Annotated in this window: 17 protein-coding genes and 2 pseudogenes; 10 read left to right on the top strand and 9 right to left on the bottom strand. The window is 59.3% G+C overall.

The genetic code is table 11. The features are described from left to right. Positions 1–350: 350 nt before the first annotated feature. A complete protein-coding gene (locus tag QYH69_RS27475; protein ID WP_308834869.1) occupies positions 351–1,439 on the bottom strand; it encodes an L-dopachrome tautomerase-related protein in 1,089 nt (362 codons plus the stop codon). Positions 1,440–1,767: 328 nt separating this feature from the next. Between QYH69_RS27475 and QYH69_RS27470 the strand changes: the two genes are divergently transcribed. From QYH69_RS27470 to nfsB, 3 genes are all read left to right on the top strand, one after another. Further along, positions 1,768–2,127, top strand: coding sequence for a CidA/LrgA family protein (locus tag QYH69_RS27470; RefSeq protein ID WP_308834868.1), 360 nt, complete (start codon positions 1,768–1,770; stop codon positions 2,125–2,127). After that, complete coding sequence (locus QYH69_RS27465) at positions 2,124–2,843, top strand: LrgB family protein (protein WP_308834867.1); 720 nt, start codon at positions 2,124–2,126, stop codon at positions 2,841–2,843. Before QYH69_RS27470 ends, QYH69_RS27465 begins: the two co-directional genes overlap by 4 nt. Before the next feature lie 221 nt (positions 2,844–3,064). Next, positions 3,065–3,718, top strand: a complete 654-nt coding sequence (nfsB, locus tag QYH69_RS27460; RefSeq protein WP_308834866.1) for an oxygen-insensitive NAD(P)H nitroreductase — start codon at positions 3,065–3,067, stop codon at positions 3,716–3,718. A 110-nt stretch (positions 3,719–3,828) separates the two neighbouring features. On the opposite strand, the gene QYH69_RS27455 is transcribed toward nfsB, so the two are convergent. Together QYH69_RS27455 and QYH69_RS27450 are read right to left on the bottom strand one after the other, a co-directional pair. Continuing rightward, positions 3,829–4,884, bottom strand: a complete 1,056-nt coding sequence (locus tag QYH69_RS27455) for a helix-turn-helix domain-containing protein (protein WP_308834865.1) — start codon at positions 4,882–4,884, stop codon at positions 3,829–3,831. A 139-nt stretch (positions 4,885–5,023) separates the two neighbouring features. Beyond that, positions 5,024–6,520: a hypothetical protein gene (locus tag QYH69_RS27450; protein WP_308834864.1), complete on the bottom strand. Its 1,497-nt coding sequence runs from the start codon at positions 6,518–6,520 to the stop codon at positions 5,024–5,026. 65 nt (positions 6,521–6,585) lie between these two features. Here QYH69_RS27450 and QYH69_RS27445 point away from each other — a divergent pair, with 65 nt between their 5' ends. After that, the gene (locus tag QYH69_RS27445; protein WP_308834863.1) at positions 6,586–8,046 is read left to right on the top strand and encodes a flagellin; all 1,461 of its coding nucleotides are present in this window, start codon (positions 6,586–6,588) and stop codon (positions 8,044–8,046) included. Positions 8,047–8,313: 267 nt separating this feature from the next. After that, on the top strand, positions 8,314–9,879 hold the full coding sequence (fliD, locus tag QYH69_RS27440) for a flagellar filament capping protein FliD (RefSeq protein WP_308834862.1): 1,566 nt from the start codon (positions 8,314–8,316) through the stop codon (positions 9,877–9,879). A gap of 24 nt (positions 9,880–9,903) precedes the next feature. Here fliD and QYH69_RS27435 read toward each other — a convergent pair whose 3' ends face one another. Continuing rightward, complete coding sequence (locus QYH69_RS27435) at positions 9,904–11,079, bottom strand: acyl-CoA dehydrogenase family protein (protein ID WP_308834861.1); 1,176 nt, start codon at positions 11,077–11,079, stop codon at positions 9,904–9,906. Between the two features lie 457 nt (positions 11,080–11,536). Between QYH69_RS27435 and QYH69_RS27430 the strand changes: the two genes are divergently transcribed. Both QYH69_RS27430 and QYH69_RS36155 read left to right on the top strand, forming a co-directional pair. Further along, on the top strand, positions 11,537–12,256 hold the full coding sequence (locus tag QYH69_RS27430) for a nitroreductase family protein (RefSeq protein WP_308834860.1): 720 nt from the start codon (positions 11,537–11,539) through the stop codon (positions 12,254–12,256). Positions 12,257–12,331: 75 nt separating this feature from the next. After that, positions 12,332–13,353, top strand: a pseudogene (locus QYH69_RS36155) (dihydroxy-acid dehydratase). Between the two features lie 252 nt (positions 13,354–13,605). Here the strand turns inward: QYH69_RS36155 and QYH69_RS27415 are convergent. Both QYH69_RS27415 and QYH69_RS27410 read right to left on the bottom strand, forming a co-directional pair. Continuing rightward, the gene (locus tag QYH69_RS27415; RefSeq protein ID WP_308834858.1) at positions 13,606–14,970 is read right to left on the bottom strand and encodes an MFS transporter; all 1,365 of its coding nucleotides are present in this window, start codon (positions 14,968–14,970) and stop codon (positions 13,606–13,608) included. Between the two features lie 80 nt (positions 14,971–15,050). Further along, a complete protein-coding gene (locus tag QYH69_RS27410; protein ID WP_308834857.1) occupies positions 15,051–15,956 on the bottom strand; it encodes a halocarboxylic acid dehydrogenase DehI family protein in 906 nt (301 codons plus the stop codon). A 338-nt stretch (positions 15,957–16,294) separates the two neighbouring features. Between QYH69_RS27410 and QYH69_RS27405 the strand changes: the two genes are divergently transcribed. Next, on the top strand, positions 16,295–16,993 hold the full coding sequence (locus QYH69_RS27405; protein WP_308834856.1) for a TetR/AcrR family transcriptional regulator: 699 nt from the start codon (positions 16,295–16,297) through the stop codon (positions 16,991–16,993). Positions 16,994–17,119: 126 nt separating this feature from the next. Here QYH69_RS27405 and QYH69_RS27400 read toward each other — a convergent pair whose 3' ends face one another. The 3 genes and pseudogenes from QYH69_RS27400 to QYH69_RS27390 form a co-directional block, all read right to left on the bottom strand. After that, the gene (locus QYH69_RS27400; protein ID WP_308834855.1) at positions 17,120–18,034 is read right to left on the bottom strand and encodes a LysR family transcriptional regulator; all 915 of its coding nucleotides are present in this window, start codon (positions 18,032–18,034) and stop codon (positions 17,120–17,122) included. A gap of 502 nt (positions 18,035–18,536) precedes the next feature. Continuing rightward, positions 18,537–18,902 carry a hypothetical protein gene (locus tag QYH69_RS27395; protein ID WP_308834854.1) on the bottom strand — a complete coding sequence of 122 codons (366 nt, stop codon included), beginning with the start codon at positions 18,900–18,902 and terminating at the stop codon, positions 18,537–18,539. Between the two features lie 45 nt (positions 18,903–18,947). After that, positions 18,948–19,165 (bottom strand): annotated as a pseudogene (locus QYH69_RS27390) (cold-shock protein). A 313-nt stretch (positions 19,166–19,478) separates the two neighbouring features. Between QYH69_RS27390 and QYH69_RS27385 the strand changes: the two are divergent. Both QYH69_RS27385 and QYH69_RS27380 read left to right on the top strand, forming a co-directional pair. After that, positions 19,479–20,159, top strand: coding sequence for a hypothetical protein (locus QYH69_RS27385; protein WP_308834853.1), 681 nt, complete (start codon positions 19,479–19,481; stop codon positions 20,157–20,159). Then, positions 20,041–20,739, top strand: a complete 699-nt coding sequence (locus QYH69_RS27380) for a helix-turn-helix domain-containing protein (protein WP_308834870.1) — start codon at positions 20,041–20,043, stop codon at positions 20,737–20,739. The genes QYH69_RS27385 and QYH69_RS27380 overlap by 119 nt, the downstream gene beginning before the upstream one ends. The last annotated feature ends 20 nt before the right edge of the window (positions 20,740–20,759 follow it).

Genomic DNA, 20,759 nt, shown 5'->3' with positions numbered 1-20,759 from the left:
TGATTCGCGTTGATCGCGCCGACGACCTGCAGCGGCTTTTCGGCGGCGACTGCGGCGCGGAAGCGCGCGCCGGCGCTCGAGAGGGTCGAGGCTTTGCTAGTTGAGTTCATTGTTGATATCTCCGTGACGAACGACGGCTACGCAAGTAGTGGGCCAAACAATCTCGAAGACCCAACCCAATGATTTTTTTGAGATTTTTTGTTGTCCGTGTGAGATGTGGTTTCAAATATGAAATTTGGCTATTTCATAAGTGAATTCGTGCCGCGCGTCGAGTGTGTGTCATCGGATTTGCGATGACGCGACGAACACCCGCTACCCGATTGCCAGAAAGCGATCTTCCCGACTACCTCTCACGCAGGAAGCTTCATCCGGAAAAGCAGAATCGGATAGCGCACGGTGGACTTCCCGTGATGAAATACCGCCGCACCGTCAAGTTGCGGTACTGGTAAATAAATGTTTCCCAGGCCGTCGAGGAATGGAGCATCGACCCAGCGCAGACGTGCATCGCGCACAATCGTGCTGATCGTACCGTTGGCACTTCGCCGCTTTAACGAATTGTCGGCGAGGACGGTGTAGTAGAGATTGCCCTCGTCATCCATCGCCGTGCCGCCGACTGGCGGTAGATCGAACCACCGTCTGACGTGCCGTGCGAGGTCCGCGTCGCTTGTTTCGGCGTCGTCGAGATAGCGAGTTTCGATCTGGTACATCGGGCCGGAGAGCGGTCCGAAGTAAAGGTACTTCCCGTCGGGACTCAGTTCCAACGGATCGGCGTTGACATGGAGCGGCGTGTCGTCCGGCCCACGCACAACACGACCCTCCACGACGATCAGATCACCAGGCCTTGCGCGCGCAAAGCCCCTTCCATCGAAGCGGCGCTGCACGGTTCCTGTCTTTAGATCGAGCACAAGTATCGCGCCTTCGCCGGCATCGGTCAGATAGGCGCGTGTGCCGTTGATGCGGATATCGTCGATGTACGTGTGCTCGCGAATTGCACTGGCGGGAAAGCGGTAGATTCGTACCACGGCATCGGTACGCGGGTCGAGTCTGACGACTTTCGCGCCATTCTTTACCGGCCTCGCGCCAAACACCGGCGAACCCGTATCGACGATCCAAAGATCGCCATCGGTGCCGCGATGGATTGCGTTCACGCTCACGAACGCTTGCGCCGGGTCGCTGCCTGGCGTCCAGTTATTCCATTGAGCGGAAGGGTAAGGCACGAGATCGCCGCGTGGTCCAACGATTGCCACCTGAGGTCCGCGATTGCCGGTCCAGCGAGGAGAACTGACGAATGTCCGGCCCCGGCCGTCGAGAACTACGGCATTCCAGGGCATCTGGTCTGATCGCGCTACCGTAACGAGTGGACTATCTTCAGCGACCATAGGTTCTGCCTGACCGGGTCGCGCACCGATAGCGAGGTTCGCAGCTACGAGGAATGCCAAGGCCAATCGGCCCACAGTACTGTGCAATCGAGCCGTCATCCAATTCCCTTTCTGGGTCGCAGATAAGTGATGTGCAGGAACTCTACGCGAACCGGCCGGGCGCGTCTTCCGCTGGCGGCTGACGAGCATACGCGATCGTTCATCCACGATAGGACCGCATGCTTTCACGCAAGGATCGCCCCATCGATGCCTCAAACAAAACGTCGCTCGAGGACATTTTCACTCATGCAGTGAAACTTCTATCCGGCTGGATTGATTTTTCAATCGGCTCGTGCGGTGGACTATTCGACTACCGTTCTTGATGCCACGGCCCGGGTGGGCCGCAACCATGCTGAATTCCCTCTCCACACTGCTGATATGCCAGATGACCGGCGAACTCGTGGCACGAGCTGCGCACATTTCAATCCCGGGGCCGCTAATTGGAATGCTTCTGCTATTCGCGTGGCTGTTGCTAAGGGACGGCCCGTCGCAGGAGCTCGATCGTTTTAGTCGGGACCTGTTGTCCTGGCTCGCCCTGTTGTTCGTACCCGCAGCCACTGGCCTGGTCGCCGGTCTGAATCAACTCGCGGCCGACTGGTGGCGAATTGCTCTTGCCATCGTTGGATCGACGGTCGCAGGACTTGCGACGACGGCATGGGTGATGACTTCGCTCGACAGCATATTTTCCAGATCCGACAAGCAACCATGAAGACTGAAATTGCCGCTGCTATTCAAGACATCGCACATGTTCCCCTTTGGGGCCTGCTGGCTACGCTCGTAGCCTACCGCGCAGGATTAGGCGCTCAGCGTTTAGCAAGAGGCCATCCGCTCGCGAATCCCGTTCTCGTTGCCGTGCTCATGCTCGTCATCTTGCTGGCGACGTTGCACATTCCTTATTCGCTGTATTTCGACAGCGCGCAATACGTTCATCTGCTGCTGGGCCCGGCGACGGTTGCGCTCGCAGTTCCGATGTATCGCAACTTGCGTCACATACAGAGCAAGGCGCGTTCACTTGTTCCCGCTCTGGTTACCGGCTCGGTCGCAACCGCCGCTACGGCGATGCTGATCAGCAGATGGTCCGGTGCCGCGCCCGTGGTGACGTCCTCGCTTATCGCTCATTCGGCGACTACGCCGATCGCCATGAGCATTTCCCGGAACATTGGGGGCGATCCCGCATTGACGGCCACTTTTACGCTTTTCACTGGTATAAGCGGCGCATTGCTGGTTGGCGCGGTAATGAAGCTTCTGCGAGTTGCCGACATGCGGGCGCACGGACTTGCAGCGGGCACAGTCGGCCATGGCCTCGCCACCGCCAGGATGCTGATGGTCAGCGAGACGGCAGGCGCTTTCGGCGGTCTCGCGATCGGTCTCAATGGGGTACTGACAGCGGTGATTGCACCGTTGCTCGAACACGCATCGCGATGATGAAAGACGCGACATGGTATGGATTCCGCCCGGGCGATTAGCTTGGCTTAAGAACGCATTGGATGCGCTCTTACCCATGAATCAGCTAAAGGAAGACCATCTTCACTCTAAAAATGAAAGAGATATCTGGCCATTCCGATTACTTTGTCGGCCGTACCAGGACATGATGGAAGTGTGGATTGAATTGAATGCTTGCTGCGCAAGTGTGAAGGAGCTATACGATGAATCTCGCAGATACGGTCCAAACGAGACATACCGTCAAGGCTTTTGAACCTGGACGCGTCCTGCCACAAGCTGCTGTCGATCAACTGCTGGCGGTCTTGCAAAACAGTCCTTCTTCCGTCAATTCGCAGCCATGGCACTATGTCGTCGCATCAAGCCCGGAAGGGCGTGCTCGAATCGCCGCGGCGGCGCAGGGTCAATATGCGTACAACAGCCCGAAGATACTGCATGCATCCCACGTGGTAGTTCTGTGCATGAGCGTGGAGATGGACAACACGCATCTCGAGACGATCCTCCAGCAGGAGGACCGTGACGGGCGCTTTCATAACGCTGAGTCGAAAGCGCGCCAGGACCAAAGCCGCCGAACATACGTGGACCTCCACCGCTACGAACTGCGCGACATTCCGCAGTGGCTCGAAAAACAGGTCTATCTTGCACTCGGCGGACTGTTGCTCGGAGCAGCGGTATTGGGAATTGACGCGACACCGATGGAAGGATTTGATTCAGGCGTGCTCGATCATGAGCTCGGGCTTCGGCAACGGGGGCTGACGAGCGTCGTTCTTGCGGCCTTCGGTTATCGAAGCGATCAGGACTTCAACGCGACTTTGCCGAAGTCGAGATTGTCTCGCGAGAAGATTTTCACCTTCATATGATGCGTAAGGCGGTCGCTTGCAGCCTCAGCGAAGATATGAAAGGCGACGAGTAACTGTCCGAACACGAGCGAGATCTTCGATAGGGTACGCTCTACAGTGTGTAACGTACCCTAGCGGAAACTCTGTTTCGTCGTGCGTTTCTCTCGCACGCTTCGCTGGAGATCGGTCGGACTTTCCCCAAATTGCCGCTTGAATGCTCTGCTGAAGTGCGAAGCACTGACGAATCCGCACTGCCATGCAACGTCGCCTATGCGGAGGTCGTCGCCTCCATGAATCAGCATGCCTTTCGCTTTTTCGAGGCGCTGCTGTAAAAGGTAACGCATTACCGACGAGCCGTCCTGTTCGAACAGTCTCATCAATTGACGAGCGGACATTCCCATCGCGCTCGCCACCGAGTCCGGGTCGATATCCTCGTTTCCCAGGTTTCGCGCAATAAAACGCTTGACCTTTCTCAATCTGTCATGCGACCTCATCAGGCGCTTCGATGCTGTCAGGCTGTCTGTGAGTATCTCCAGAAGGTCGATGAAGTGCTCCGCGAACATTCTGCCGCCGTACGAACTACACTGCTCGCCATAAGCGGTGGCGCCTGCAAGCCATGACATGAGCAACGCAACGTCTGGTGACGAAGGATCGGGCGTCAAAATCTCGCGACTGGATAGCAACTTTCCCTTTCCCTCCAGCGCCGATCTCGGCAGGCGAATGATAACTGCGCGGGTGTCGGGTCCCGATGTCTGGGTATATTCGATGTTGGCGTCAAGTATAAGCAGGCCTTGTGCCTCCAGCTCGATGACCTCTCCCTGTTGTTCGATCTGGAGAAGTCCGCTTTCTGACATGAACAGGAGCAGCGTATGTTTTCTCCAGTCATCTACCCCGGAACCTGGCTGCCATTTCCACTGCTGTCTGGACAGATCCAGAGCATCAAACCGCAAATCCCCCATAGACCATGACGCCGTGCGTAGTTCGCGCTCAATTTCTCCGTCGAATTCACACTCCATGCTCCAGCTCCTTCCTACAAGTTCGGACCATTCCTCCTTCGAAATTTCCGGCTTGTTTTCAAGTGCACGTTTGACGAAATGGATCATGACTAGTAATAGCTTGGACTTCTGGCGTGTGGAGTAGTGAGTAAACGTTTTTGCTCGAAAGTCATTCCATTCTTCTTTCGCCAAGAGCAGTAGTCGGCGTTGTGAGAGCAAAGTGCCGTTCAAGCCTCGCAGTGCAACGTGCCTGCAAGCCTGCCGCGCGAGCGGTCACGCTTCTTTCTGTATCTGGAAGGTGGAAGTCGTCGGGACCTTGTGAAGGGGCGCTTCAGTACGAACTCGTGTGTACCCGGATTCGTTGAAGTATCTGCGTGGCCGCCTTCGTAAAGATATCGTCTGTATTCCAGACCGATAACAGTTCCAGACAAACCTGCGCATATATGTGATGGGGCGGAGAAAAAAGCGCGTCGTCCGTCAATATTCGCTTTGCCAGCCGCTTCGCTGCTTCGTGGCAAACGTTTTCGCTCTGAAAGCTCGATAGCGCTCTTAAGCATTCCGTGGCCCCACTGCCATCGAATTGTTTGAGCAACAGATCGTCGGCTAAGAGCCGATGAGATAGCCGTATTACCGCTCGGTAAGCAGTATTGCCGCCCAGGTTATGTAGAGCAATAAAACAGTTGATCACGTGCTTGGCGGTGAGCCGATTGCATACCGATGCATCCGACGCGAGGCGTCGCGAGAGCTTGGTTGCAGCGCTACGGCATAAGTCGTCCGATTTCCATCTTGCCAGTGCATCAAGGCAAACGGCTAAGTGCCTTCCGTTCAGATGATCCCGCAATTCTCCGTCATCACATACGCGCTTTGCGAGCCTTCGCCCTGCGACGCGGCACGCGTGCTCTGTACTCCATTTGCTCAAGGCGCCGAGGCAACTTGCTAGCCGGGTTCCATTTAATTGTCGTATCAGCCCTTCGTCGGTTGCGAGGCGATTTGCCAGACGCGTGACCGCGTCGAAACATACCCGATGCTTGTGCCACAAGCCAAGCGCCTTCATGGCGCCGGCCACCGCACTTCCATTGAGTCCGTCAAGCAGCGGTCGATCCGACGCAATGCGGCGCGTGAGCGCGATCCCCGCTCGCGTGCACGAATCGTCGTCATGCCATGTACTCAAGGCGTTCAAGCATATCGAAAGCTCGTGTCCGCTCAAACTGTTGCGAAGATTTGCGTCTGCTTCCAGTGTCTTTGCCAGTTCCATCGCCGCAGTTCGGCAGGCCAATTCCTTGTTCCATTTGCTTAACGTGCTGAGGCAGGTTGCAATGTCCGCGCCATCGAGCGAGTCGCGCAACGATTGATCGTTGCCGATCCGGGTGGCCAAAACCAATCCTAAGCTCTGGCATGCGTCTTCTCGATACCACTCGCGCAGTGTCGCCATGCAGTCAATCACCTGTCGACCGCTTAATGTGCTGGATGACTGTCTGGCTATCTCGAGAAGACGCTTGCTGAGGGTCACCGCAGCCTTTCGAGACGAGTCGCCGCTCTGCTTGCCAATCGCGTCCCAGCGTTCAGTCGATCCGGTTGCGTTGGATCCGCTGCGTTGATCGCGCTTGCTGAGACTTACTTCATCGTCATTCGCTAACAGCGATGGAAAAGCACTGTCGCCGCCATTCATCTGTCTTCCTCGTACGATATTCCGGACGACATGTTGTCCCAGCGATTTTCGCTGCGTTTGCTTATAGGCGACTTTCTTTTGCTCTTTGCCGACAACGAAGCTCTTTGATCTAAAGCGGCCCGCCTCGTTGCCGTCAATGCAGCCTGAGGCGGCGAGCAACGAATAAGTGTTCGGCCCTGCTCAATGTCGCCTTGTTCAGGATTAACCATTCTATGGAGCAGCTCATGCTTAGCATCAATAGCAATATTCCGTCGCTGGTCGCTCAGGAGAACCTGAACGCCTCGGGTAGCGCCTTATCGCAAGCCATTACTCGCCTGTCGTCGGGCAAGCGCATCAACAGCGCGGCGGACGACGCAGCGGGCCTCGCCATTTCCACCTCGCTGCAAACGCAGATCAACGGCCTGAGCCAGGGTGTATCGAACGCGAACAACGGCGTGTCGCTGGTGCAAACGGCCAGCACGGGCCTCTCCCAGATCACGGCAAGTCTGCAGCGTATTCGCCAACTGGCTGGGGAAGCAGCGGGCGGTACGTTGACGCCGGCGAACCAGGCAGCACTGCAGCAGGAAGTGAAGCAGCAGGAGAGCGAGATCAACCGTATCGCTTCTCAGACGCAGTTCAACGGCATTGGCCTGCTGAACGGCCAGGCCGGTATCGTCAACGTTCAGGTCGGCGCAAACGTCGGCCAGACCGTGGCGCTAGACCTGAGCCAGGGCGTTTCGGCGGCGTCGATCGGCGGCGGTGTCGTCGCAGCGGGCAACACGCTCGGCACGATCTCGGGCCTGAATCTGACCGCGTCAGGTGCGGTCAACACGAGTGGTAACCCGGGCGCGATCACGTCGATCAACATCATCTCGAACGGCAGCGGTGGCTTCACGTTCGAGGATCAGAACGGTGATGCGATCTCATCGGCGGCATCGGCGGCTCTGTTTACGACCACGACGACCAATGGCGTCTCGTCGCTTTCGGTACTCGGCACGGGCGCGCTCTCGCCTACGACGGAACTCACCGCGATCTCGAGCGTGGTCGCCGCTGGCGGCACGAACGCTGCATCGGGCACGGTCTTCGGCACGATCTCCGGCATTAACGTTGATCCGACGACTGGATCGAACGCTGCGGCCGACACACCAAATGCGGTCACCTCGATCAACATCGAATCGAACGGTAGCGGGGGTGTTAAGTTCGTCGATCAGAACGGAAACCAGCTTAGTGCGTCGGCGGCAGGGGCTCTCTTTAACGTCACTTCCGCAAATGGCGTGGTTTCGGGCATTGCGTTCGTGGGAGGGGCGCCAACCAGCACGATCGGTTCGGCGGTCGCGGGGGCACAGCCTGCCGGCAGCGCGCTCGCGAACATCAATTCGCTGAACGTGCCAACCGCTGTGTCGCAGATCGACGTCAGTACGACACTCGGTGCGAACAACGCGTTGCTGTCGATCGACAATGCGCTTGCCACGATCAACAACATTCAGGCATCCCTCGGCGCAGCGCAGAACCGCTTTACCGCGATCTCCCAATCGCAGCAGAACGAGTCGACCGACCTGTCGAGTGCCCAGTCGCAAATCACGGACGCTGACTTCGCGGCAACCACGGCGTCCCTGAGCAGCGCGCAAGTGCTGCAGCAAGCCGGTATCGCGGTGCTCGCGACAGCGAATGCGCAGCCGCAACAAGTGCTCAAGCTTTTGCAATAAGGTTGCCCTCCAACTAGTTCAGGCGCCATAGCGCTCCCGAATGAGCCGAATGCCTTTCAGCACGGCTCGTTCGCGGGCGCTCGTTGACAGGTCGACCCACTTGCGTGCACTGGCGCCGTGCGGGCATACGCCGACGTCCCTCTAGCAGGGCCATCGGACCGGTGAGGTATGGCCGCGGTCTGAAACGACTGAGACCGGCACAGCGCGACGCAGAAATCCCGATGTTCGAACCTTCGCCGGCTTGACCGGCCGCATGGAGCCTTTTGGATGAGTTCACCCGTTACCGCGACGGCTGCAGCCGCGGCAGCCGCCGCAGCAGCATCCGTCAAGCAGGCCGCTCAATCGTTGATTGCCGGCGCGACCGGCAGTCCGCTGGACGTCAGTTCACTCGTGTCCGCACTGGTGAAAGCGAAGACCGCCGGTCCCGCAGCCGCGATTACCGCGCAGGCCGGGAACGACAACACCGAAATTACCGGCCTCGCGACGCTATCCGCTGCAATGTCGGGCCTGCAGTCGGCCATCGCCCCGTTTCTGAACGGCAACGCGCTCTCGTCGTTCACTGCGACGATGAGCGGCGAAGGCATCACCGCGAAAGCGGGCGACGGCGCATCGGAGGCTAGCTACCTGCTCAACGTCACGCAAGTCGCGCAGGCTCAATCGATCACGTCCGGTTCGTTTTCGAATGCCGACGCCGCCGCGATGGGCACCGGCACGTTGACCATATCGCTGGGCGGCGACTCCGGCTCAAAGTCGTTTCAGGTCAGCGTCGATTCGTCGAACGACAGCCTGCAAGAAATTGCGGACGCGATCAATTCGGCATCCGGCAATCCCGGCGTCAAGGCAACCGTCATTACGGGCGCGAATGGCCAATCGATCTCGCTGCAGTCCGCAGCGGCTGGCGCGTCGAGAACGATCGGCGTCAACGTGGACACGACGAGCGGAAGCCCGCTGTCGAAACTGGCGGTCACGTCGTCGACCAGCACGGATCCCAATGCTCCGGCCGGCTCGTCGACGATCAGCTCCGCCGGCGCCTTCTGGTCGCAGACGACCGCCGCGCAGGACGCGCAGTTGACCGTCAATGGCCAGCTCGTCACGGCTTCGACCAACACGGTTAGCGGCGCGATCCCCGGCGTCACGTTGACGCTCGATCCCAACAACGTGACGACGCTCGGCAAGCAAACGCTTACGATTGCATCGGACGACAGTTCTGTCGAAGACGACCTGTCCGCTTTCGTCTCAGCCTACAACGCGGTGATCGACCAGTTGAATACGCTTGCTGCGCCGGGCGCTGCGGGCGTTCAGGGCAGCGGCGGCACGCTGCTCGGCGACGAGATGATCAACCAGATCGGCGCGTCGCTCGGCAGTATCGTGGGTAGCACAGTGTCGAGCGGCGGCTTGCAGGGCACGCTCGCTTCGCTCGGCATCACGTTCCAGTCCGATACCGGTGGCCAGCCATTCGCAGAGCTGCAAATCGATGCGGATGCAAACTTCCCCACGCTTGACGACGCCGTGACGAACAATCAGGCGCTGATCGGCGCGCTGTTCAACGATACGGGCGGTATTGCACAGCAGCTGAACGCGGTACTCGACGCGTACACGTCCAGTACCGGTATCATCGCGACGCGCACGACTTCGCTGACCGACGACATCACTGCACTTTCCAAACAGCAGGACGATCTGAACGATTTCGCCGCGCAACTGACGTCGATGTTTAATGATCAATTCACCGCGCTCAATACGCTGATGGCTCAGGCGCAACAGAATCAGAGCTTTCTGACGCAACTATTCGGCGGCGCCAACAGCAGCGGTACGCTCGCGCAGAACAGCAAGTGAGCGCTCCCAAGCACGCGAGTGCGACTAGAACCTCGATGTGCCCGGTTCGAATCCGAATAGCGCGCGGCCGACGAGTTCGAAGTTCGTGGTCGCTGCGATAGCGAGATGCTGTCCTGCGGCGTTGATGTCGCGAAAACAACGTTCCAGATGGTTGCCCTCGAAGAGTGCCGCACCGCCGACGAGACGGCGTGCGAGCGTGACCGCGTCGATTGCGCATTCGGTCGCATGAGTCGATGCGAGCCGGACTGCAGCGCGTTCTTCGAGTGACATCCTGCCCCCAGCTTGCGCGCACTCCCACAGCCTTGTGACCTCATCGAAAAGATAAGCGCGCGCCGCGCGCAGCAGTGCTTCCGCACGCGCCATATCCACCTGTGCGACGGCTTTCTCGCTTAGCAGCGTTGACGTTCCGCCAGCTCTTCTGGTCCGCGCGATCTCATGTGCGTCGTCGAGTGCGGCCCGTGCAATTCCCAGCACGACCGCTGCAATGCAGGTGACGAACAGACTCGGCATGGGAAGCGAGTACAGCGGGCCCGGGTCGCGAGGTATAGGGCTGAATCCCGGTATTTTCAACGTGTGTGTCTCGGGCACGAGGAGATCGTGCACCATGTAGTCGTTGCTTCCGGTTGCACGCAGACCGCTGACATGCCACACATCGATGATCTGCACATCGCGGCGAGGGAAAAGACAGATGCGGTATTCGGGCGCGCCGTCCGAACCGGCGAGGGGTACATCGCCTTCGTATGTCGTGCAATTGCCGAGTACCCAGTCGCTATAACCAATGAAACTGCCATAACTCCAGCGTCCGCTTACGCGATAACCACCGTCTGCTCGAGTGGCCCGGCCTGTTGGATTGAGCGTACCGGCGAGCACCGCTTGCCCGGTGAACACTTCTCTCGCGAAGCTTTCGTCGAGCATCCCGGCCAGCCAGGCATAGCCGGCGGATATCACCGCACACCAGCCGATGGAGCCGTCAAGCCGCGCAAGCGCTTCGACTACTGTCAGAAACGATCGGGGGTCAAGCTGCTGTCCGCCTAGGGCGAGCGGTACCAGCATGCTGAAGATTCGTGCTTCTTTTAGTGCGTCAACCAGTTCGACCGGCAACTGGCGTTCAGTGTCGAAACGATCTCGAGATGCGTCGACCAGCGGTTTGAGGCGATGCACGGCGGCGAGAAGTCCAGGTAGTTCTGAAGTGCTAAGCATGATAGATCGATGTCATTCGATGAAGAGACCTGCTGGTTATTCGAAGAGGTCACGTATTACCTGGATCTCTCAGTCTGTTCTGGCCAGGTTATGGATGCGGACCGATACTCCCTCTCTTTTTAGTGTCGCGTTGTTTCCGGTTTATGCGCGCGCTCCTTCCAATGGAAGAACGTCCAGGATCAACCGACTATTCCAATTCGTTTCGATAAGCTAAGTGTTGGTCACTCGAACACTTTCGACCTCGTTGAAGTCAGTCTAAATCACGCGCCATCATCCAGAATTGGACTTTCGATGCCTAAGAGTCGTGAAAGCCGATGTTCAGATTCGGCGCCGCGGCTTGACGCTCTGGCAGAGATTGGCGAGTTGTTTGTCGTTCCTGGTAAACAGGTTTCTGCACAATTTGAGTATGCTTATGTCATGCGTTGCCTCACCTCGTGCGTAACCGGTAATGTCATCAATGAACAATGACTTCTCGTTCCGGGATCACCTCTTGTCGTCCATCGGGCAAGCGCCGCAGTTCGATCCGCTAAGTGGGTTTCAGCGACAAACGCAATCGGAAATGGAGTCGCGCGCCCGAACGTTCTACGAAAGCATTGCGCGGCGACGTACGGTGCGCGACTTTTCAGCGGAGCCGGTTCCTGACGAGGTGATCAGGCTGGCATTGCGAGCGGCGGGCACGGCGCCCTCAGGCGCTAACCTTCAGCCGTGGCATTTTGTTGTGGTCAAGAGCCCGCTTCTGAAGCGTCGTATAAGATTGGCCGCCGAAGAAGAAGAGAGGACGTTTTACGACACGCGAGCGCCGCAGGAATGGCTCGATGCGTTGAAGCCGCTCGGAACCGATGCAAGAAAGCCGTTTCTCGAAATAGCACCGGTGCTGATTGCGATTTTTTCCCAGAACCATACTGAGTTGGAGGAGGATACACGTGTCAAACATTATTACGTGTCGCACTCCACGGGCATTGCGACAGGCTTCCTGATCACGGCCCTCCATGAGGCAGGGCTGGTGACGCTTACGCATACGCCGAGTCCGATGGGATTTCTCAACGAAATCTGCCAAAGGCCCGCCACCGAAAAGCCGTTCCTGCTTCTGGTCACCGGGTTCCCTGCCGACGACTGCCAGGTACCGCGATTCGGAGGTGTAAAAAAATCCGACGAGGAATTCTCGAGCTGGCTATAACGGAAAGATCCGTCTGCAGCCCGCGGCAGTTTCATCGCATCAGGTCGAGTTCGCTTTGCTTCAGCATCCTGTGCCGTGCGGAAAAAACAGGCGGTGCGTATTGCACGCGAACGTCTGACCATCGACAGGATCCTGACGCCCGAGGCGTTCGAGAATGCGATGCGCGTGCTGCTTGCGATCGGCGGTTCGACGAACGGCATTATCCATCTCGCGGCCATCGCGGGGCGCTGCGGACTCGAGATCGACATGAAGGCGCTCGATAGAATGGGCCGCGAAACGCCAGTGCTTGTCGATCTGAAGCCTTCCGGCCAGCACTATATGGAAGATTTCCATCACTCGGGCGGCATGGCGACCTTGCTTCGCGAACTGAAGCCCTTGCTCAATCTGAATGCCCTCACCGTGACGGGGCGCACGCTCGGGGAAGAAATCGAGCGCGCGGGCGAGGGTTCGCGCAGGACGTCGTCAAACCGTTCGACCAGCCGATCTATCCGCAGGGCGGTATCGCCGTACTCGAGGGCAATCTGGCGCCCGGCGGCGCGATCATCAAGCAATCCGCGGCCGATCCGGCTTTGATGGAGCACACCGGGCGCGCCGTTGTCTTCGAGAACGCCGAGGATATGGCCAATCGCATCGACCTCGACGATCTCGATGTCACCGCCGACGACATCCTCGTGCTGAAGAACATCGGCCCGAAAGGCGCACCGGGTATGCCGGAGGCCGGCTACATTCCGATTCCGCGCAAGCTTGCGCGTGCGGGAGTAAAAGACATCGTGCGCATTTCGGATGGCCGCATGAGCGGCACGGCGTTCGGCACCATCGTTCTGCACGTAACGCCTGAAGCGGCGGTCGGCGGCCCGCTAGCCTATGTGAAGACGGGAGACCGCATCCGGCTAAGCGTCGCGCAACGCAAGCTCGAATGGATGGTGTCCGGGGCGGAACTCGCCGAGCGCATGCGCGCCGAGCCGGTCGTGGCACCTACCGCCGGACGCGGTTATCGCAAGTTGTTCCTCGAAACGGTCACGCAGGCGGATCAGGGTGTGGATTTCGATTTCCTTCGAGCGGAAGAGGTGAAAGCGAAAATACCGCGCTCGTCATAAAAAGGCCGGCCTAAGGCCCGTTTAGCCGAGTCTCCACCGAGTTTCCATGATCTGTTAGCCGCGCACTCGGCCGCGGGCGATCGGATTCGTCGAAAACCTGCGCCTGTTGAGGGACGTTTTTTGACACGCTGATCTTCCCAACACGATGACCGGGGAGCTCGGCATCGGGTATGCGCCCGGCCTGAGCATTACTTCCGAAGGGCGATCTCGGCAGCCTTGCTGGCGTACCGGACGACGCACGTTGGCGGCTGTTCAATCGCTCGCGCCGCCGGCGGCGAGCCGTACCCTGCGTGCGGCATCATCGTCGATGCCGAGGTGGCAGCCGGCCGTTTCGGGTGCCATGAGAAGCGTGACGAACGTGATCGTCGACACCAGCATCAGCCACAGCGCAATTGGCCAGGGCTCGCCGCCCGACCAGGCGAGCCCCGCGGTCGCGATCAGCGGCGACGGTCCGCCAGCGACGATAGCCACCAGCTGAGCGCCGATCGACATGCCCGAGTAACGCACCTGCGGCTCGAACAGTTCGGCGAAATACGCTGCTTGCGGCGCATACATCGCTGCCCAGCCTATGGCCAGCGCGAGCACCAGGGCGAGCGCGACCAGCATCGGCTCTCCGGTGCGCAGCAGCGAGAAGAACGGAAACGCGAACGCCAGCGTAAACAGGCTGCCGCCGATGAATATCGGGCGCCGGCCGAAGCGGTCAGTCATCAGCCCGAACAACGGAATGGTCACAGTGGTGGCGAGCGCGCCCAACACGACCGCGCCGAGTATCACGCCACGCGGCACGTGAAGGTGCTGCGTCGCATACGAGAGGCTGAACACGCTGAAAATGAAAAACGATCCGTTTTCGGCAAAGCGCGCACCGATAGCAATCAGGATGCGCTTTTTTCTGCGCCGGAAAACTTCGATCACTGGAAAACGCGCAACCTGCTTCTTTCTTTCGATCGCCGCGAATACCGGCGTCTCTTCCACCGCGATCCGGATGAACAGGCCGACAGCCACCAGCACGATGCTCAGGACAAACGGCACGCGCCAGCCCCAGCTTTCGAACTCGCTTCCCGACAGCGCAGCCACCAGCGTGATCACGCCGGTCGACAGCAACAGTCCGACCGGCACACCCATTTGCGGCCACGCGCTATGCCAGCCACGGCGATGCGCCGGTGCATGCTCGACTACCATCAGCACGGCGCCGCCCCATTCTCCACCAAGCGCGATACCTTGCACGAGGCGCAACAACGTGAGCAGCACAGGCGCCCAGATGCCGATGGTTGCATATGTGGGCAACAAACCGACAAGGCAGGTGGATAGACCCATGATGCCGAGTGTGGCCACCAGCACCGTCTTTCTACCGAGGCGATCGCCAAAGTGCCCGAAGATGATGCCGCCCACAGGCCGCGCGACGAAGCCCACCGCGAAGGTACCGAAGCTCGCCATGGTCGCCGCGAACGGACTGGTGTTGGGGAAAAACAGATGTCCGAACACCAGCGCGGCGGCGGTGCCGTAGATGAAGAAGTCGTACCATTCAATCACGCTGCCGATCAGACTCGACAGACGTGCACGCCTGAGCGTAGTGGAGGGCAGCCGGATGCTGCCGAGCGATTCACCGTGGACATCCATTGCGCGCTCCTTCATGCGGATGCACCGCTTGTCGGGCCGGCACGCGCATACCGCCGCGCGACACCGGCGCCGTACGGGCCCTAGACCGGGAACTTGTTTTCCGTTGCGTCCTGAGCACCGCCGAACGCCTGTTTCAGGCGAATCACCGCGATCGTAATGTCGGCGATGAAGCGGTTGTACATGAACAGCAGGCCGGTCAAGCCCGCGATCTGCTCCGCCGTGAGCTGTTCGGTCATATCGCGCCACGCAACTCCGCCCGGCTTTGCAAACCCGCGAATGTGCTCGCGGGCGATCTTGCGGATTCGCCATGAAGTCTTGTCGTATTCGGCGCTCAACGCGACAGGTTTGAGCGCATCCTCATAGGCGATTTCGAGGTAGTCGGGCCATGCGGCGAGTACCCGGTAATCGCTCGCTGGCCCGTGATGCAGCGACGCATCGCGGATGTCCCGCAACACACGTTGCACCCGCTCGCCCGCAACGTCCGGATCGATCAGATGGAATTTATCGACCCCTTCGGGCAATCCGTACGGCAGCAACCGCGCGTCCGCGCCGCTCAACTGCCTGTCGGATCGGCCGCCGGCGTCGCGTTCATGCCATGCCTCGTTCCATGCGCTAATCAGAATCAGATACTTCGGATTCCCATAGTTCAGGGCGTCGAGCGCTGCCTTCAGCTTGTCGATATCCTGCATGCTCCAGCCGTTCTTCAACAACTTCGGCGTCGGGTCGGGCGGCGCGTCGCCGGGAATGATTGACGCCTCGCGAACCTTGTCGGCCCCCTGTTCCGCATACCGGGTCGAGATCTGCGGCTTGAGCGCCTCCCATGCGGCCGGGACGAAATGTTGGAACTGCGACATGACGCGGATACCGAATGCAACCCATGGTACCCGCAACGTGTTGTGAATATCTTCATACACTTCGGCAAGTTTGCCGCTCGCCTGATGGTGATCGACTTGTGGAAACTTCTGCAGAACCGGCCGCTGCGACATACAAACCTCCTCGTCAGTAGGTCTCGCTCAATTACGAGACTTATTGGTATCGTAATTGAGCGCGCGCGAATTTCAAGGCAATGTTGTGCGTCGACGAGGAGGGAACGCGACCGCAATGCAGCACGCCGGGTCGTTAAGAAGGATATCGAAGCGATCTTGATTTGCCGCGCAGAAGCCTGTCGAAGCGGCTGCGCAGCGTGTTGCTGTCCGTCGGTTTTCGCGCTGCTGCAGCGCGACGCCTCCACACGCGGAACATCAAAGCCGAACCACCTGGGACTTTCCCGCATCGGCGGGCTCTGCTTGTCCGGGTCGACAGCCCACCAGTGTTAAGCTGATGCATGAAAGGCGCGTCGGGCAGCGGCTATGCGCAAGGCGGCCGCGCGTTGGCGAACAGACATCGTCTATCGGACACACTGACCACCATGGCACATGGAACTGCATCCGCGCTGGAACAGGACGCCCCGCGCGCTGGCCGGCCGCGCAATCCCGAAACGGAGAAGCAGATCGTCCGCGCGGCGGCGCAGATTCTGTGCGATGAGGGCTACGACGGCTTGACGATGGAAAAAGTCGCGGCGCGTGCGAACGTCAGCAAGATGACCGTATACCGCCGCTGGAAGTCGCGTGCCGATCTTATCGCCGCCGTGCTCGATGAAGCGAACCTCGCATGGCCGATGCCGAACCCGCAGTCCAGCAGCCTCGCCGATGATCTCAGCATCCTGTATCGCAACTGGGTAAATGGCATGAAAGGGGCGGGCCGCGTTATTCCCGCGCTGATCGCCGAGGCGGTGCAGAATCCGGATCTCGCCACACTGCTGCACGAGCGCTTCATTCTGCCGCGACGGTTACTGGCGGTCGCAATCGTCGAACAAGCAATCCGGCGCGGTGAAATACCGGCCGGCGCCGACGCGCAAACCGCCATCGACATGTTCATGGGACGCATGTGGTACCGTCAACTCGTGACAGGGGCGAGTATTCGCGTGGCCGACGAGCAGAAAGTCGTCACGTTGCTGCTGAACGGCTTGCGCAACAGCGGCTAGTGTCGCGCGACTGCAGCGGCGTCACCGCATTCGTCAATGCCCGCTCGATGACGAACCGCAGATCAAGGTTAGCGATGGTGCTAAACCAGGCTGTCCGGTAACGCCGGCCGCGCGTAATGCGTTTCCCTAGCGCATGCGGTAGCGTGAGCCACGGAAAAACTGGATCGAAAAATCGATGAACTGGCGTACCCGGACCTGTTGTCTGGTCCGCCCTGAATAAACGATCGATACTCCATTTGCAAAGCTGGCGGGCGGCATATGAGACGGCAGCACACGTACTAACGTGCCGTGATGCAGTTCCTCGCTAATCATGTCCAAGGGGAGGAGGGCGATGCCCATTCCCTGCACGGCTGCGATGCGGGCGGACGAGTAACTGGGCACTCTTAGCACGCTGCGCAGCGGTTCGATCCGGAACATATCGCTACCGTCGGTCAGGTCCCATGTTCGTTGCGTCCGGTCCGCGACCATCAACAGGCGATGAACGGCAAGTGACGTCGGCGTGGTCGGAACGCCATGGTTGGCTAAATAGTCGCGAGACGCGGTGAGTCCTTCGTCGAACGTCAACAGCGTACGGGATATCTGCGACGAAGCAGGTTGATAACGCCTGTCGGTGAAGCTGACATCAAAGCGGTCAGCCCGGAAGTCGTCGGACGAATAATGGGAGCGTACATCGAAAGTCACCGGTGCCTGCGTTGCATGATAAGCCGCGAGCACATCGCATACGTGCGACGACGCCGACGCGGCAGATATGCCGATGCGCAGTACGCCCTGCTTCGCCCTGCTAGTCCGGATCAGTTTCGCGTCCATGTCATCGAGCATTCGGACCAGTTTCCGACAATCGTCGAGATACTGTTCTCCGATATCGGTCAACGAGACCGAACGGGTAGACCGGTTGAGCAGGCGGACATTAAGATGCGCTTCAAGCATATTGACGCTGCGAGTAACCGCCGCGGCCGACATGCCGAGTTCCTTCGCGGCTATCGAAAACCCTTTCGATTCGACTACGCGTATGAATACGCGCATTCCCAGTAGCTGATCCATTTGAGTAGCCTAGAGCGCCGACTCCACATCGAACGACATTGATTTGGATAAGGGAAGCGCCGGTCAATGCCCGCACCGTTGTCGACTTCCGGTTAGGGCGATGGCCAGGCGATCTCTGTAGTTCAATATTGTTAGTTCGGGTGGGCGCGTTGTCCGGTTACATCGAAACACGAAGAATCGCCAGGGCGCAGGCGTTGTCGCCAAGGCATCGGGCTTACGGTTGGGAGGGCCTCGAGGCGCTTCGCTGGTTGCGAGCGGTACGTGCACAAATTACCGGGCCTCAGACGCGCGGTGCGACGGTGCGTGCGCCGTCGCTGCGCCGTTTCTAACGATGGGACGATTGCTTGAATTCGACGCGCGTCGACGAGCGTACCCGCTCACCGGGCGATTGCAACCGATGTGTCAGCACCGAGGCCGTCTCATTCATCGTGCGGGCCCGATTTCTTTCGCCCCGGTTCGAATGGGCGACAACTCCATACCGCTGTGGCCGCGCCCGTGCCCGTCACCACCGGCCCCAGTAACCGAAGCGGAACGACACTGACGGCCCCCACCAGCCCGGCCAGCCATACCATGGGTAGGGGCCGTAGTACGGAGAGTAATAGGCGGGCGCGACGTAGACCGGCACCGGATAAACGTACGCGGCGCCACCCTGCGACGCCGGCGGGATGTTCTGTGCGTCGGCGCCGTTGGCGAGGCCAGAGCCTGGGACGGGCACCTCGCGCTGCGTAGCGTAGGCAGGCACGGCGGGATAGTAGCCGTACGGGTAATACCCGTATGGATAGTAGCCTGGGCCGACGTAGTAGCAGCCATACAGTGCAAGCAGTGCGGCAGCGCTACCTGCACGCACCGCCGCCGCGAAGGGTCCCATGACATGTTCCTGAATAGTCGCGATAGCTGGCGACGTCTTTCAAGCTTAGCCTGGCCGAATGTTGGCTGCCTGCTTTCCCTTCGGACCTTGCTTGATGTCAAATGTCACCTTCTGATTTTCCTGCAATGGTTTGAAGCCTTGTGACTGGATTTCGGAGAAGGTGCAAAGAGATTTTCACCGCCGTCGTCCGGCGTGATGAAGCCGTAGCCCCTTGCATCGTTAAACCATTTCACGGTGCCAGTTGCCCATTCTTTTCCTTTGATTCAAAGCGGGCAGGTCGTTAAACGACGCGCAACCCCAGCATTTCCCGTGCCCGGCCGGACGTGTGCCGCCACACGATTTTTCACCGTGTACGCTAGCGCTAACGCGAACGCGCGCCACAGATCGCACTCCCTCCGCGTCAAGCATCGCAAAGCGCCGGAGCAACTAGTGGTCGATCCGATTCTCGCGGCTGTCGACACGCGACCCAATCGATGCGTGGCTTGAGATCAGCAGATAGCGGATGTCGCGCAGCACATTCACGATGCCGTCGGCACACATGCAGCGGCATCGCCATCGTTTTGAAGGGAGTGGTACATGGACTGCACCAGAGAAAAGGTCGAAATTCCGGAGATCAGCGCCAGGCTACGGGAACGCGTCGCGGTGCTGGCCGACGAACCTTCAAGCCTCATCGACCGCTGCTACGGCGAGGTGTTGAGGATCGGCGAGTACGCAGACCTGAGCCGATCTGCGCGCGAGGACGTGCGCGACGTGATCGGCCTGTTCGTCGGGCGCTGGTGTGGTTCGATGCTCGAGCAACCGTCGCTCACGCATGCAGACCTGGAAGATTTCGGCGTCTGGGTCAGACGGCGCGTCCATCAGGGTATATCGCTCAATTCCATTTTGCGTGCATTGCGTCGCGCCATCGAGCAGCTTTGGCTCGCGCATCTTGCTCTCGTGGCGCACGACCGCCCGCTAGGCGACGAACTGCTATTCGTGCTCTCGCCTTACCTGCTCAGGTTCTCCGAGTCCATGAATCAATTGATCGAACGCGTATTTCTCGACGAGCGGTTCAAGGATTCCCGCTGGCGCGATGAACTGCGCTGCAAGCTTGGTGATTTGCTGTTCGATGAGAGGCGACGAAGCGCTGTTCTGCAACATCGGGCGTGGCCTCGGTTTCGATTCGACCACGCCTTGCACGGCAGTCGCCGTCGATTACGACACGGGCGCGCCGTCGGCAATCACCAGGGCAGACCCGCTGCAGAACGTTATTGGTGAATTCGCACGGCATTTCGAGGTACCGGTCGATCGCGTCGTCCATGTTGTGCGCCGCAATCGACTGCTCGTATGGGTTCCATGCACGCGCGAGACGACTCCGATTTTCAATCAGCGATTGTTGTCGGATTCGCTTGCTGCCTTTGCGTGCAGCGCGAACGAGGTCCGGGCTGTCGGCGTTGGACTGATGAACCACGGGGCGAAGGGATGGGCCATGTCGGCAGAGGAAGCGATAACGGCACTCGACCTCGCTCGTTGCTGCGAGAACAAAACGAAAGTGCACCTCTATTCCGATATCGCCGTCTATGAAGGCATTCGATGCAGCTCCAGCGCACTTCGTTACTTCGAGTCCGTGCTTGGTGAATTGACGCATGAGAAAGGACTGTTGAAGACGCTGGAGTGCTACTTCGATAAAAACCAGCATCGCAAGGCAACAGCCGCCGCACTTGAGATACATCCGAATACGCTGAACTATCGGCTCGACCGCGTCGAGGCGTTGCTCGGTGTCAGACTCGACGCGCCAAGCTCAATTGTTCCACTCTTCGTCGCACTAAAGATGCGGCATATCCCCAGACTTCACTAGCGTTTCGACGCGGCCAGGAA

Source organism: Paraburkholderia sp. SARCC-3016 (assembly GCF_031119615.1).
Lineage (GTDB): Bacteria > Pseudomonadota > Gammaproteobacteria > Burkholderiales > Burkholderiaceae > Paraburkholderia.
This window is presented reverse-complemented; position numbering and strand designations above follow the sequence as displayed.

Excerpts from the sequence above, each read along its gene's own strand:
- QYH69_RS27470 (WP_308834868.1), top strand. The coding sequence starts at position 1,768 with ATGCTGAATTCCCTCTCCACACTGCTGATATGCCAGATGACCGGCGAA.
- QYH69_RS27410 (WP_308834857.1), bottom strand. The coding sequence starts at position 15,956 with ATGTCGCAGCGGCCGGTTCTGCAGAAGTTTCCACAAGTCGATCACCAT.
- QYH69_RS27395 (WP_308834854.1), bottom strand. The coding sequence starts at position 18,902 with ATGGGACCCTTCGCGGCGGCGGTGCGTGCAGGTAGCGCTGCCGCACTG.
- QYH69_RS27385 (WP_308834853.1), top strand. The coding sequence starts at position 19,479 with ATGGACTGCACCAGAGAAAAGGTCGAAATTCCGGAGATCAGCGCCAGG.
- QYH69_RS27415 (WP_308834858.1), bottom strand. The coding sequence starts at position 14,970 with ATGGATGTCCACGGTGAATCGCTCGGCAGCATCCGGCTGCCCTCCACT.
- QYH69_RS27465 (WP_308834867.1), top strand. The coding sequence starts at position 2,124 with ATGAAGACTGAAATTGCCGCTGCTATTCAAGACATCGCACATGTTCCC.
- nfsB (WP_308834866.1), top strand. The coding sequence starts at position 3,065 with ATGAATCTCGCAGATACGGTCCAAACGAGACATACCGTCAAGGCTTTT.
- fliD (WP_308834862.1), top strand. The coding sequence starts at position 8,314 with ATGAGTTCACCCGTTACCGCGACGGCTGCAGCCGCGGCAGCCGCCGCA.
- QYH69_RS27400 (WP_308834855.1), bottom strand. The coding sequence starts at position 18,034 with ATGGATCAGCTACTGGGAATGCGCGTATTCATACGCGTAGTCGAATCG.
- QYH69_RS27430 (WP_308834860.1), top strand. The coding sequence starts at position 11,537 with ATGAACAATGACTTCTCGTTCCGGGATCACCTCTTGTCGTCCATCGGG.
- QYH69_RS27435 (WP_308834861.1), bottom strand. The coding sequence starts at position 11,079 with ATGCTTAGCACTTCAGAACTACCTGGACTTCTCGCCGCCGTGCATCGC.
- QYH69_RS27445 (WP_308834863.1), top strand. The coding sequence starts at position 6,586 with ATGCTTAGCATCAATAGCAATATTCCGTCGCTGGTCGCTCAGGAGAAC.
- QYH69_RS27405 (WP_308834856.1), top strand. The coding sequence starts at position 16,295 with ATGAAAGGCGCGTCGGGCAGCGGCTATGCGCAAGGCGGCCGCGCGTTG.